Annotated in this window: 8 protein-coding genes, 2 tRNA genes and 1 other RNA gene; 5 read left to right on the top strand and 6 right to left on the bottom strand. The window is 70.6% G+C overall.

The features are described from left to right. Window positions 1-5 precede the first annotated feature (5 nt). Window positions 6-78 (top strand) — tRNA-Gly (locus ACZ68L_RS39085). Between the two features lie 286 nt (window positions 79-364). Here the strand turns inward: ACZ68L_RS39085 and ACZ68L_RS39080 are convergent. The 6 genes from ACZ68L_RS39080 to ffs form a co-directional block, all read right to left on the bottom strand. Next, complete coding sequence (locus tag ACZ68L_RS39080; protein ID WP_469587489.1) at window positions 365-1,279, bottom strand: phosphoribosylaminoimidazolesuccinocarboxamide synthase; 915 nt, start codon at window positions 1,277-1,279, stop codon at window positions 365-367. Window positions 1,280-1,379: 100 nt separating this feature from the next. Continuing rightward, window positions 1,380-2,840, bottom strand: a complete 1,461-nt coding sequence (locus tag ACZ68L_RS39075; RefSeq protein WP_469587487.1) for a N,N-dimethylformamidase beta subunit family domain-containing protein — start codon at window positions 2,838-2,840, stop codon at window positions 1,380-1,382. A gap of 505 nt (window positions 2,841-3,345) precedes the next feature. Further along, window positions 3,346-5,112 (bottom strand): M48 family metalloprotease, encoded by a 1,767-nt coding sequence (locus ACZ68L_RS39070; protein ID WP_469587485.1) that lies wholly within the window; start codon window positions 5,110-5,112, stop codon window positions 3,346-3,348. Window positions 5,113-5,513: 401 nt separating this feature from the next. Next, window positions 5,514-6,764 carry a phosphoribosylamine--glycine ligase gene (gene purD, locus ACZ68L_RS39065; protein ID WP_469587483.1) on the bottom strand — a complete coding sequence of 417 codons (1,251 nt, stop codon included), beginning with the start codon at window positions 6,762-6,764 and terminating at the stop codon, window positions 5,514-5,516. Window positions 6,765-6,963: 199 nt separating this feature from the next. Next, window positions 6,964-9,165: a DNA polymerase III subunit gamma and tau gene (locus ACZ68L_RS39060; RefSeq protein WP_469587480.1), complete on the bottom strand. Its 2,202-nt coding sequence runs from the start codon at window positions 9,163-9,165 to the stop codon at window positions 6,964-6,966. 76 nt (window positions 9,166-9,241) lie between these two features. Continuing rightward, window positions 9,242-9,338, bottom strand: an RNA gene (gene ffs / locus ACZ68L_RS39055) — signal recognition particle sRNA small type. A gap of 131 nt (window positions 9,339-9,469) precedes the next feature. Between ffs and ACZ68L_RS39050 the strand changes: the two genes are divergently transcribed. From ACZ68L_RS39050 to ACZ68L_RS39035, 4 genes are all read left to right on the top strand, one after another. Next, a tRNA-Ser gene (locus ACZ68L_RS39050) sits at window positions 9,470-9,557 on the top strand. A gap of 214 nt (window positions 9,558-9,771) precedes the next feature. Further along, a complete protein-coding gene (locus tag ACZ68L_RS39045) occupies window positions 9,772-10,698 on the top strand; it encodes an exonuclease domain-containing protein (RefSeq protein WP_469587478.1) in 927 nt (308 codons plus the stop codon). 61 nt (window positions 10,699-10,759) lie between these two features. Next, window positions 10,760-12,586, top strand: coding sequence for an Eco57I restriction-modification methylase domain-containing protein (locus ACZ68L_RS39040; RefSeq protein ID WP_469587475.1), 1,827 nt, complete (start codon window positions 10,760-10,762; stop codon window positions 12,584-12,586). Window positions 12,587-12,598: 12 nt separating this feature from the next. After that, window positions 12,599-12,892 (top strand): PaeR7I family type II restriction endonuclease, encoded by a 294-nt coding sequence (locus ACZ68L_RS39035; protein ID WP_469587473.1) that lies wholly within the window; start codon window positions 12,599-12,601, stop codon window positions 12,890-12,892. Window positions 12,893-12,964 lie beyond the last annotated feature (72 nt).

The following is a 12,964-nucleotide window of genomic DNA, read 5'->3' as shown; positions in this document are numbered from 1 at the left end:
CGCTTGCGGACGTAGCTCAGTTGGTAGAGCGCAACCTTGCCAAGGTTGAGGTCGCCAGTTCGAACCTGGTCGTCCGCTCGGTTCAGCAAGAAGCCCCCGGTCTTTCGGCCGGGGGCTTCTTCGTGTTCCGGGAACTGCCTGCTGCTTCGTGTCCGGGGGACCGCTTAGCCTCGCCCACGATTGGCAGTGGGAGAAGGAGCGGTGTCCGGGGCCTTCGAATCCAAGGCGGAGGAGGGAGTCGGATGGGGCCTCCCCTGCTCGAACGCAGCCGAGAGCTTGAGGAAGGAGCGTCGGCGACTGACGACAACGCCGGAGGCGGAGGTCCCGGATACCGCGACGCCGCTGACAATCGCGGGCGAGGCCGTTACTGCCAGGGCGTGCCGGTGAGGAGTTCGTACGCCTCCAGGTACTTCGCCCGGGTCGCGTCCACGATCTCCTGAGGCAGTGCCGGGGGCGGCTGCTCGCTCCCGCGGTCCCAGCCGGAGGCCGGCGAGGTCAGCCAGTCGCGCACGAACTGCTTGTCGTACGAGGGCTGGGCCCTGCCCGGCTCCCAGCCGGCGGCGGGCCAGAAGCGCGAGGAGTCCGGGGTCAGCACCTCGTCCGCGATGATCAGTTCCTCGCCGCCACCGTCCGTGGGAGCGAAACCGAACTCGAACTTCGTGTCCGCGAGGATGATCCCGCGCTCGCGCGCGATGTCACGGGCCCTGCCGTACACGTCCAGCGTGGTGCGGCGCAGCTGGGCGGCGGTCTCGGCGCCGACCTGGCGGGCCACTTCCTCGTAGCTCACGTTCTCGTCGTGGTCTCCGACGGCCGCCTTGGTGGCGGGGGTGAAGATCGGTGCCGGAAGTTCGGAGCCGTCGACGAGGCCCTCGGGCAGCGCGAGGCCGCAGACCGTGCGGGACGCGTCGTACTCGACGAGCCCGGAGCCGGTGAGGTAGCCGCGGGCGACGCACTCGACCGGGACCATCCGCAGCGACCTGCAGATCAGCGTGCGGCCGGCCCAGTCGGCGGGGGCTCCGGCGGGGAGCTCCGTGGACAGCACGTGGTTCGGCACGAGATCGCTGAGCCGGTCGAACCACCACAGCGAGAGCCTGGTGAGCACCCGGCCCTTGTCCGGGATCTCGGTCGGCAGGACCCAGTCGTAAGCGGACATCCGGTCGCTGGCGACCATGACGAGGTCGCCCGCCTCGTTCCGGTACAGGTCGCGCACCTTGCCGGTGTGAAGGTGGGTGAGCCCCGGGACCTGCACTGGCTCGGGCTTTTCTACAAATCCGGACACGCTGCCTCCGCATAGGTTGATCCAGGAGTCGTTCCGATTCTCCCGTATCGGGGTGCGGCGGGGTGGAGCGGGGGCGTCCGTGGCGCCGGGCGCGGTCTCCTCAGTCGCGTTTGCAGATGCGGTCGAGGAGATTGGCGGTGGCCCGCTGGATGCGCGGGTCCACATGGCCGGGGCGGTCCAGGGCCGGAGACCAGGCGAAGGTGCCGGAGGCGAAGACGAGCGCGCCGGACGGGGCCCGGTACAGGGAGGTCTCCTGATGGCGCTTGACCCCGTCGTTGTCCCGGTACGGGGAGTGGGCGAGCAGGATGCGGTTCTCGTGCTCGGGTAGCGCGGTACGCGGGAAGTAGCGGTCGGCCTCGCCCGCGACCAGGCCGTTGATCTCGTCGCCCTCGCCGGCGTCCGTCGCGTCCCACAGCCAGTGCTCGGCGTTCCGCACGACCAGGGGGTGCGGATCGGGGACCCGGCCCGCGTACTGGATGCCGAGGAGCTGCTGTTCCGGGCGGTCGATCTCGCGCCAGAGCGCGGGCTTTCCCGGGCCGCGGCGTTTGCGGCAGGTGAGCAGGCGGTCCGGGACACCGGAGGGCGACGGGGAGAGGCTGACCTGCCAGTACATGGTGTTGGCGGAGAGGAAGACGAGCGAGGTGCCGCCGTCACGGGCGCGTTCGGCGGTACGGCGCATGGACACCGACCAGTACTCGTCGTGGCCGGGGAAGACCAGACCCCGGTAGCGGCCCGGGTCGATCCGGCCCGCGTGCAGATCACGGGTGTCGGCGTACGCGATGTCGTAGCCGTACCGCTCGGCCCAGCGGATGAAGTCGTAGGCGTGGCCGACGTGGAGCGGCAGCCCCGCACCCGCGTACGGACGGTCGAAGGAGACGGTGACCGCCGCGTCCTCCTCGCCCAGGAGGCGGCCCCGCTCGTCCCAGGCGTGGTAGAGGCTGGCACCTGTGTGCCCGTCCTCCGGGTAGAGGTTGTACGCCTGCCAGGTGATGTCCGGCAGCACCAGCAGCAGATCGGCCGGGTGATCGTCGCGGACCGTGAACGGGATGTGGGAGCGGTGTCCGTCGACCGTGGTCAGCACGGCGACGTACGCGCCGATCGACCAGTAGGAGGGGATCTGCAGCCGCCAGGACTGCCACCAGTGGTGGCAGGAGACCGTGCGGTCGGCGGTGAGCGGGGCGGGCTGCACGATGCCGGAGAGCCGGGGGCTCGTGGTGATCTGGGCGGCCCCGTCGCCCCCGTAGTGACCGATGCGGTAGATGTCCACGGAGAACTGCTGGGGCGGGTCCACGGTGATGTGGAAGTCGATCGCCTCGCCCGGGGCGGCGGCGCCGGTGGAGATGAAGCCCTTGATCTGGCGGTGCACGTCGTCGGCCGTACGGGTGCCGCCGTCGGCGCCCCGGGCCAGGGTGGGGTCGGCGTACCAGGGGACGACGTGTCCGGTGTCGTCGAAGTAGTTCTCACTGCCGCGCAGCCAGGGCAGGGGGCCCTGACCGAAGGGGTCGGAGACGGCGTGCGCGAGGGCACCCGACTCCCATCGACGAATCTGCTCCGCCCCCATACCGCTTCCCTCCCACAGGCCCCCGGGAACAGCTGATCGACGTCACGGACGCCGGTCACGGACGCCGGACGCGGGTGCCGAACGCCGACGCCGGACGCCGGCGCCGCTCACGGACGCCGATCGCCGACGGCGGTCTTGACCGTTGGCCGTTGCCGCCGACCGCATCCGGCCGTGCGTCATCGGTGCGCCAACAGTGATGCTCCGACTGTCAGCGTCGATCCCCAGCACATCACATAACGCATGCGGCCCGTCACCCTTCGTCGCTAATTGACGTGAACGGAACGTTTTCTTCCGGGTATGGGGGGGCCGACAGCCCCGGCGGCGTCTCCGGTGAGGAGGTTGAGACAGGTGGGTCTGTCGTGGTGCGGGCCCGTCACCGGGGGCCGGCGGGTCTGCCGTCGCGCGGGCCCGCCGCCGGAGGCCAGCGGGTCTGCCCTCGCGCGGGCCCGCCGCCGGAGGCCAGCGGGTCTGCCCTCGCGCGGGCCCGCCGCCGGAGGCCGGTGGGTCAGACGAGACGGACGGGTTTGTCGGTGCGTACGCCGACCGAGGCGAGCCACGACCGCAGCGGAGCCGCGTCCCCGTCCTCGACGAGACTGAGGACGGGACTGTCCAGATCCGCCCGGCGCTCGCCGTCGACCAGCAGCGCGGGGCCGTCGAGCCAGTCGAGGCCGGGGGCCGCGCCCGCCGTGTCGACGGCGGCACAGCAGACCATCGCCGCGACGTGGTCGGCGAGCAGTTCCGTACCCGTACGGGGCGGCTGGAGCGGGAAGAGCGGGAGGGGGTCCGGGCCCCAGATGTCCAGGATGTTCCCGCCCGCGCCGACGGCGCTCGGGGTACCCGCCCGGCTCGACGCGCCGCCGGCCGGTGGCTGCCGCTGGGCCGCCGCCTCCTCGCGGGCCAGCGCGGCGCTGATTCCGGCCGCGAGCACCTCGCCGCTTCCGCCCCCGCCGGCCAGATGCTCGACGACACGGGCCAGCGTGGGCACCCCGGCATCGAGGGGAAATGCGGGACGGCCCGGGCCGGAGTCGTCGGCGGCCGGTGCGGGCGCCATCCCCAACGAGTCCAGGACACGATGCAGACGGGCGGCCTCGGTACGCCACTTCCGGTCGACCACCTCATCCGGATACTGCTGCCAGTCGACCGGCGACCAGTCGGGACCGGACTCCGCCGGACCTCCGTGGAAGAGCCGGGCCGCCAGCAGCGATGCCGCCTCGTCGGCCGCGCCCGGCTCCTCCAGGAGGTCACAGGCGGGGCGCTCGCCGAGCCGGGAGGTGAAGCCGTCGGCGAGCCGGTCGCGCCGGGAGAGCTCGGTGAGCGCGGATACGACACCCGCGTCCAGCCGGGACGGCCAGCGGCCCATCTGCCAGGCGGGCAGCGCGACCCGGGTGAGCAGCCGGTCCCAGCCCGCGTAGGCGAGGCCGACCTGTTCCTGGGCGACGATCCGAAGACCGTGGTCCACACCCTGTGCGCGAACCGACGCGGCGGCGGCGACACCCCGCTCCATCTCAGCGGCATGGCTGCGACAACTGCGCAGCAGCAACCGGGCGATCCAGCCGACGAAGAGACGCGGCACTCTGCGCACCCCGGACAGCGGCCCCGGAACGAGCACGGCCGCGTCGGCGACCGCTCCGTCCAGCCCCCGCACGAAGCGACGCGCCGCCGCTATGTCGGGATGCGCGGAGGGCCCCGTGCCCGCCACGACCGGGGCGAGCACCGCGCGTAGCTCCGCCACCCGCATCCACCACAGGAACGGCGAACCGATGACCAGCACGGGAGCCGCCTTCACCCGGCGGTGGACCCGGCCCGCGGAACGCGCCGCCCGATCGGCTCCGGGGCCTGTCATGAGCCGCTGCGCGGTGGGATGGGTGCGGTCCTCCAGCCAGCTGTCGCAGTCGGGCGTGAGCGCTATCGCCGAGGGCGCGGGCACCCCGAGCCGTTCGGCGAGGTCCCTGACCAGACGGTAGAGATCCGGGGCGGCTTCCTCCGCGAGCGGAACGGTCGGACTGACCGCCGGCCTCGCTCGTACGATCGCGACAGCGACCGCCGTGGCGAGCAGGAGCACGACGACCGCGCAGGCCGTCACGGCCCAGCGCGCCGCGTCCCAGCCGGTGCCGACGGCATGCCCCTGGGCGCCCGCGACGAGCAGCACGACGGCGACCGCCGCCGGCAGGATGGCCGCGGCTGTTGCCCTGCTGCGGATGCGCAGCAGGGCGAGAGCTCGGGCGCGCGCACTCTGCGCACCCAGCTCCTCAGTTGTACCGGTACCGGACACGGCCGGACGTCACCCCCTCTGCCCCCGCGGCGGTGTTGTTCACTCCCCCACTGTGGCACCCGTCACTGACATCGCAATGCCAGTGAGCCATGTGCCGGAATGCTTGCGCCGCACCCTAGTTGGGGCCTTGGCGGGCGTCATCCGGATGGCTCAGTCGTCACTCGATGGAATGGCTTTGGGCAAAGGTGCTGACGCGCCGCCGTCCTTGGGGCAGCGGCGCGCGTCGGTGGGTGTCGGCCGAGGTCCGGGGGTGGTCTACGGGGGCGGCTCGGAAACCGGCTGTACGGCCCCGGCCCCACGGGCAAGGCCGGGCCGGGGCGGACGGGCAAGGCCGGGCCGGGGCGGACAGGGAAGGCAGGGCCGGGGCGGACGGGTAAGGCAGGGCCGGGCCCGGCCCGGTCTCAGGCTTCCGCGGCCTTCTTGGCGATGTCCGTACGGAACTGCGAGCCGTCGAGCCGGATCCGGGCCGTCGCCGTGTAGGCGCGCTCACGGGCGGCCGCGAGGTCCTTTCCGGTCGCGGTCACGGACAGCACGCGGCCGCCCGCGCTGACGATCGTGTCGCCGTCCCGCTCGGTCCCGGCGTGCAGGACGTACGCCTCCGGGGCATCCTGCGCCGCCACATCGTCGAGCCCTTCGATCGGGTCGCCCGTCCGCGGCGTGGCCGGGTAGTTGTGCGAGGCGATGACCACGGTGACGGCGGCCTCGTCACGCCACTTGAGCGGGGGCAGCTCGTCGAGCGTGCCGTTGGCGGAGCCCAGCAGGACACCTGCCAGTGGAGTCTTCAGACGGGCCAGGACCACCTGGGTCTCGGGGTCACCGAAACGGGCGTTGAACTCGATCACCCGCACGCCGCGCGAGGTGATCGCGAGGCCCGCGTACAACAGCCCGGAGAACGGGGTGCCACGGCGGCGGAGCTCGTCGACGGTCGGCTGGAGCACCGACTGCATGACCTCGTCGACCAGCTTCGGGTCGGCCCACGGGAGCGGGGAGTACGCGCCCATGCCGCCGGTGTTCGGTCCCTCGTCGTCGTCCAGCGCGCGCTTGAAGTCCTGCGCGGGCTGGAGCGGCAGCACGGTGGTGCCGTCCGTGATCGCGAAGAGGCTGACCTCGGGGCCGTCGAGGAACTCCTCGATGACCACACGGTCGCAGCCCAGGGCGTGGGCGCGGGCCGCCTCGACGTCGTCGGTGACGACGACGCCCTTTCCGGCGGCGAGCCCGTCGTCCTTGACGACGTACGGGGCGCCGAAGGCATCGAGGGCGGCGTCGATCTCGGCGGGAGTGGTGCAGACGTAGCTGCGGGCGGTCGGGACGCCCGCCCCGGCCATCACGTCCTTGGCGAACGCCTTGGAACCCTCCAGCTGAGCCGCCTCGCCCGAGGGGCCGAAGCAGGGAATGCCCACGGCGCGCACGGCGTCGGCGACCCCGGCGACGAGCGGCGCCTCCGGGCCGACGACCACCAGCTCGGCGCCCAGGTCGGCGGCGAGACGCGCGACGGCGTCACCGTCGAGGGCGTCGACCGGGTGCAGTTCGGCCACCTCCGCGATGCCGGCGTTGCCGGGAGCGCAGTACAGAGCGGTGACGTCGGGGTCGAGGGAGAGAGAGCGGCACAGGGCGTGTTCGCGGGCGCCGCCGCCGATGACGAGGACCTTCACGAGGTGCAGCCTAGCCGCCGAGGCCCGGCGGCCTTGACGGACGCCGCTCCGTGGACGCCCGAGGTGCGCGACCGCGGCCTCGCGATCGCGCGTCTGCGCCCCCCGGGCGTCCGGAAACCTCGTCCGGGGGCGGCGTCCGGAAACCTCGTCCGGGGCGGCGTCCGGGAACCTCGTCCGGGGCGGCGTCCGGTTGCCCCGGCTATTCGTTGGTGAACTCCTCCACGACCGTGGCGCCCAGCTCTCGGACGATCAGGTCGTGCCCGGAGAGTGCCGAGTCGACGAGGTCGGGGTCGTCCGCCTCGGGGGTGTCGTCCTCGGGGGCGACCGGGCGCGGGGGCTCGGGCGCAGAGTACGACGGCGGGGCGGGCTCCGCGGCGGGAGCGGAGCTCGACTGCTGGGCCGGGGCGGGGGCGGGCCGCGGTTCGTACTGCTGCTGAGGCGCGGGGGCCGGGCGCTGCGCGACGGGTGGCGCCGCGGCAGGACGACCGCCACCGGTCTGCGGGGGTGCTCCGGCGCCGCCCGACGGGTCGACGATCGCCTCGATCTTCCACTGTGCGTTGAACCGCTCGGCGAGGGCCTGCTTCAGCACGTCCTCGCTGCCGCTGCTCGTGAAGTTGTCGCGGGCGCCCGCGTTCAGGAAGCCGATCTGCAGGGTGGTGCCGTCGAAGCCGGTGACCTGGGCGTTCTGGCTGAGCAGGATCCAGGTGAACCGGCGGCGGTTCTTCACGGCCTCCAGGATGTCCGGCCACATGTTCCGTACCTGGCCGGCGCCCTGTGTCATTCCCGGGCCCGGCTCGGCGGCGGGCGCCGGAGCGGCGCTCGGCTGCTGAGCCTGAGCGGGGGCGGGTGCGGCCTGCGGGGCCGGCGACCGGCCGGGGGCGGAAGCGGTCGGCCAGCCACCGGGACGGCGGCCGGACTCCGGCGCGGCGGCGGTGGGCCAGGCACCGGGACGCTGGCCGCCCGCGGGGGCCGGGGCCCCGGCAGGTGGCTGAGGTGCGGCGGCAGCGGCGGGGGCCGTGGGCTGCGCGGGCGCCGTGGGCGCCGCGACAGGTGCGGGCGGCGCCACGGGGGCGGGTGTCTCCCCCCGTACCGCCGCACGCGCGGCAGCGGGTCCGGCGCCGGGCTGCACGGCCGGTGCGACAGGGGCGGGGGCGGGGGCATGCGCGGGGGCGGGGGCATGGGCCAGTGACTCCGGCCCCGGCACATACCCCATGGCGGGGCCCGTACCGGCGGTCGCAAAGGACGCGCCGCGCTCCAGCCGGTCCAGCCGGGCCTGCAGCGAACGCTCGTCGTCGAAGGCCGCGGGCAGCAGCACCCGGGCACAGATCAGCTCGACCTGGAGGCGCGGCGAGGTCGCCCCGCGCATCTCCGTCAGTCCCTCGTTGACCAGGTCGGCGGCGCGGCTCAGCTCGGCGGCGCCGAAGACGGACGCCTGAGCCTGCATCCGCTCGACGACATCGGCGGGTGCGTCGATCAGCCCCTTCTCCCCGGCGTCCGGCACGGCGGCCAGGATCACCAGGTCACGCAGGCGCTCCAGGAGGTCGGCGACAAAGCGGCGCGGGTCGTTTCCGCCCTCGATCACCCGGTCCACGACCTCGAACGCCGCGGCCCCGTCGCCCGCCGCGAAAGCGTCCACGATCGAGTCCAGCAGCGAGCCGTCCGTATAACCGAGCAGCGAGGTCGCCATGGCATATGTCACACCGTCATCGCCCGCGCCGGCCAGCAGCTGGTCCATCACCGACATCGAGTCACGCACGGAACCGGCCCCGGCCCGCACGACGAGCGGCAGCACACCGTCCTCGACCCGGCTGTTCTCCTTGCCGCAGACTTCCGCGAGGTACTCGCGCAGCGTGCCCGGCGGGACCAGACGGAACGGGTAGTGGTGCGTACGCGACCGGATGGTGCCGATGACCTTCTCGGGCTCGGTGGTCGCGAAGATGAACTTGAGATGCTCGGGCGGCTCCTCGACCACCTTCAGCAGGGCGTTGAACCCCGCTGACGTGACCATGTGCGCCTCGTCGATGATGTAGATCTTGTAACGACTCGACGCGGGACCGAAGAACGCCTTCTCCCGCAGATCACGGGCGTCGTCCACGCCACCGTGCGATGCGGCGTCGATCTCGATCACATCGATCGATCCCGGCCCGTTGCGCGCGAGGTCCTGGCAGGACTGGCACTCCCCGCACGGTGTCGGCGTCGGGCCCTGCTCGCAGTTCAGGCAACGGGCGAGGATGCGCGCGCTGGTCGTCTTGCCGCAACCGCGCGGACCGCTGAACAGGTACGCGTGATTGACCCGGTTGTTTCGCAGGGCCTGCTGCAGCGGGTCAGTGACATGCTCCTGCCCAATGACCTCGGCGAACGACTCGGGGCGATAGCGGCGGTACAGCGCAAGGGACGACACACCTACGAGGTTATCCGGGCGGACTGACAAGCGGCCCCGGACAGGGCGAGGCCCCACCCCGCACCCCTCCCGGAAATACAAGGGCCCCTCACGCACCCGCCAGAGCCAACCTACCCTTGCTGCCTTCCGGCCCTGGGGGAGTTCAGTCAGATAGCGCCACGTGAGGGGCTGACGCCCACCTTAGCCGATCCCCACCCCTGTCGGTCCACTGCCCCACCTTCCCGAACCACCCCGGACGGGCCCGAGCGGATCTTGAGGGGAACGGGTTCGCGAGCACTCCTCAACGTCTTGTATTGTTTGCCGCGGAGGATTCGCCTAGTGGCCTAGGGCGCACGCTTGGAAAGCGTGTTGGGGGCAACCCCTCACGAGTTCGAATCTCGTATCCTCCGCCAGTGCCTCACCGGGCACGATGTCGAAGGGCCCCACCGTTCGCGGTGGGGCCCTTCGACGTTCGTGGTTGCAGTTTTGGTTGCAGTTGTCGCCAGAAGGGTCCAGCAGCGCTCGCGGCACCGCTGTCATCCGTTTCGAGCCTGATCGACAAGTGGTTCAGGTCGAAGGGCCGTTCGACCCTTGTCCCAAGGGACAGCGGCCGGAAAGCCTGGCGTCATGTCTTCTTCATGGGTGGCCATCGACTTCGAGACGGCCAACGAGCACAGGGGAAGTCCCTGCGCGGTCGGTATGACGAAGGTTGTCGACGGCCGCATAGCCAACACCTGGGACACGCTGATCCAGCCTCCGTCCGGGCTGCACCACTTCAACCCGTTCAACGTCGCCATCCACGGCATCACCGCAGCCGACGTGACGCAGGCCCCCAGGTGGGCGGCCGTACTCAACGACATCATGGCGTTCGCTGACGGGCTCCCCTTGGTGGCACACAACGCGGGCTTCGACATGAGCGTCATGCGGGCCGCCAGCGACGCTGAGGGCATCAAGTGGCCCGAACTGCGCTACACCTGCTCCCAGGTCGTCGCCCGCCGCACCTGGAAGCTCCTCACCTACTCGCTCCCCTACTGCACGGACGCCGCCGGCATTGTCTTCGACGACCACCACAACGCAGGCGCGGATGCCACCGCCGCTGCAGAGGTCATGCTCGGGGCCATGCTGACGGCAGAGACCACGTCGCTCGACGATCTACTCGCCGGTCACCAGATCCGATGGGGCTGGATGGCACCGAGCGGTGAGTGGCTGGGCAGCCAATACCGCGGACACGGCACCGGGCCTCGTACACCCCTACCCGGGGCCAACCCCGACGCCGATCCCGACGGCGCGCTCTACGGGATGACGGTGTGCCTCACCGGGAAGCTGACTTCGATGACCCGGGACGAGGCATTTCACAAGCTCGCCGAGGTCGGCGCGCAGCCCGCGGAGAACGTCACGAAGAAGACCACCGTTCTCGTCTCTGCCTCCCAGACCCAACTGAAGCCCGGCGACACCCTGAGTGGCAAGGCCAAGAAGGCACAAGCACTGCTGGAAGCCGGACAGGACATCGAAGTCCTCGACGAAGACGAGTTCCTGCGACGCCTGTACAGCTGATCCACCCGCCGACGTGTGTGGGTCCCCTGCTGGAGAGCCGGACTCACGCACGTCAGGCATCGTGCCGCGCAGTAGCGACCGGTCGGAGCTCACTGGCTCGCCGGGCGAGCCACTCAAGGTCGGCGCCAAAGCAGCCGGATCGTGGCTCGACGCCAATGGCACCCATTCGGTGAAGGAGACCGTGGCCAGAAATGTCCCTAGTAGGGTCATGGACGTGGCCACTCCTCTGCTCTCCAACATCGACCGGCACGACCTTCCCGCCCTCCCCACGGAGGCCGTGGAGCACGGTGAGGTCTTCACGCGACGCTGGGTAGTGGACCTGATCCTCGACCTCATCGGGTACACGGCCGACAAGGACCTCTGCGACGTGAAGCTCGTCGAGCCGGCCTGCGGTTCAGGCGCCTTCCTAGTCGCTGTCGCGTCACGAATCAGCGCCTCCTGCCGTACGCGCAATCGTCCCCTCGGGGACGCGCGTACAGCTGTGCGCGCTCTGGACCTGCTGGACCGCAACGTGCAGCAGAGCCGCACGGTCATCGAGAAGCAGCTGGTGAGCGAAGGATGGCAAGCCGAGGAAGCCCGGCAGGTGGCAGCCGCCTGGGTCGAGCAAGGTGACTACCTACTACAGCCGGATTCCGACCACCGAGCCGACTTCGTAGTCGGCAATCCTCCATACATCCGCCTTGAAGACGTCCCCGACGACCGGATGGCGGCCTACCGCAGCGCCTGCTCCACGATGGGGGGCAGGGCAGACATCTACATCGGCTTCTACGAGGTCGCGCTGCGAAGCCTCAACCCTGGCGGGCGACTCGGCTTCATCTGCGCCGACCGTTGGATGCGAAACCAGTACGGCCGCCGCCTCCGACAGCTGGTGACCGGCCACTTCAGCATGGACTTGGCCCTGGTCATGCACGACGTGGATGCCTTCGAGGATCAAGTTTCGGCCTATCCAGCGATCACTCTCATCTCGAACCGGCCCCAGGGCGGAGCGGTGGCCGCGGACACTACTCGGTCATTCGGCAGCGCCCAAGCCGACGACTTCGCCGCCTGGTACACGAAGGACGCGGAGTCCATCACCACCGCAGCCTTCCAGGCTGCCCGCATGCCGCACTGGTTCCCCGACGAGGATTCATGGCCAGCCGCCTCACCGGCCAGGCTGGCTCTCCTCGAAGAACTCACCGAACGCTTCCGGCTCCTGGAGGACACCCAGACCGGGACCCGCGTCGGCATCGGCATCGCCACCGGCGCCGACAAGGTCTTCCTCACGGACGACGGCGCTTTGGTCGAGAAAGACCGCCTGCTGCCCATGGCCATGGTCCGTGACACAACCAGCGGCAGCTTGAATTGGAACGGCACCCATCTGGTCAACCCGTGGACAGCCGAAGGTGACTTGGTCGATCTCACTGCGTACCCGCAGCTCGCCGCGTATTTCGAGGAGCACGGGGACGCGCTCCGCAAGCGGTACGTCGCGGTCAAGCAGCCTCAGCGCTGGTACAAGACGATCGACAAGGTGGACCATCACCTGACCCGGCGGCCCAAGCTGCTGTTTCCGGACATGAAGCTGACGATCCATCCGGTCCTCGATGAAGGCCAGTTGTACCCTCACCACAACCTTTACTTCATCGTCTCGGATGTCTGGGACATGCGCGTACTCGGTGGTTTGCTGCTGTCCAAGGTCGCGGAAGCGTTCGTGGAGGCGTACGCGGTCAAGATGCGCGGGGGAACCCTCCGGTTCCAGGCGCAGTACCTCCGCAAGATCCGCGTGCCCGACCCGGCAGCGATCAGCGCGAGCGACCGCACAGCCCTCGCGGAGGCTTTCGACAAGCGCGACGTGAAGGCCGCCACAGAGGCCGCCCTACGCGTCTACGGACTGGCCGAGCTGCCTGACTAGGAGGAGCGGATCTTGACGGTCACCCGCCAAGACTTCGAGGACGCCATAGCTGCGTACTGGGGTGCCAAGCAGCTGCAAAACGAGCAGTCCGCGATCAAGGCTGCGGTTGGCGCCGGCACCGCCGGGTCAGTGCGCGGCGGCAAGCACTTCGACGTGATCGCGACTCTCCTGGCGAAGTTCTTCCTCGAAGCAGGCTTCCCACCCGGCAGCATCCGCGTCAGCAAGTCCCAGGGGCTGGAGCTGCCGGGCTACTACCGGCCGCAGAAGCAGTGGGACCTTGTAGTCGGAAGATTTCAAGTCCAGTGAGACGGTCGTGACGCTATGAGGTTTGTGGTGTGGGTTCCCTGCGCTTGGCTGGGTCGTTGATCCATGCGGTCT

The sequence above is a fragment of the Streptomyces sp. NPDC104309 genome, assembly GCF_055584025.1.
Note: the sequence above shows the minus strand (reverse complement) of the source record. Positions and strands in the feature narration are given on the sequence as shown.

What these genes read in the sequence shown, in the direction of transcription:
- ACZ68L_RS39045 (WP_469587478.1), top strand. Translation starts at nt 9,772, where the DNA reads ATGTCTTCTTCATGGGTGGCCATCGACTTCGAGACGGCCAACGAGCAC.
- ACZ68L_RS39075 (WP_469587487.1), bottom strand. Translation starts at nt 2,840, where the DNA reads ATGGGGGCGGAGCAGATTCGTCGATGGGAGTCGGGTGCCCTCGCGCAC.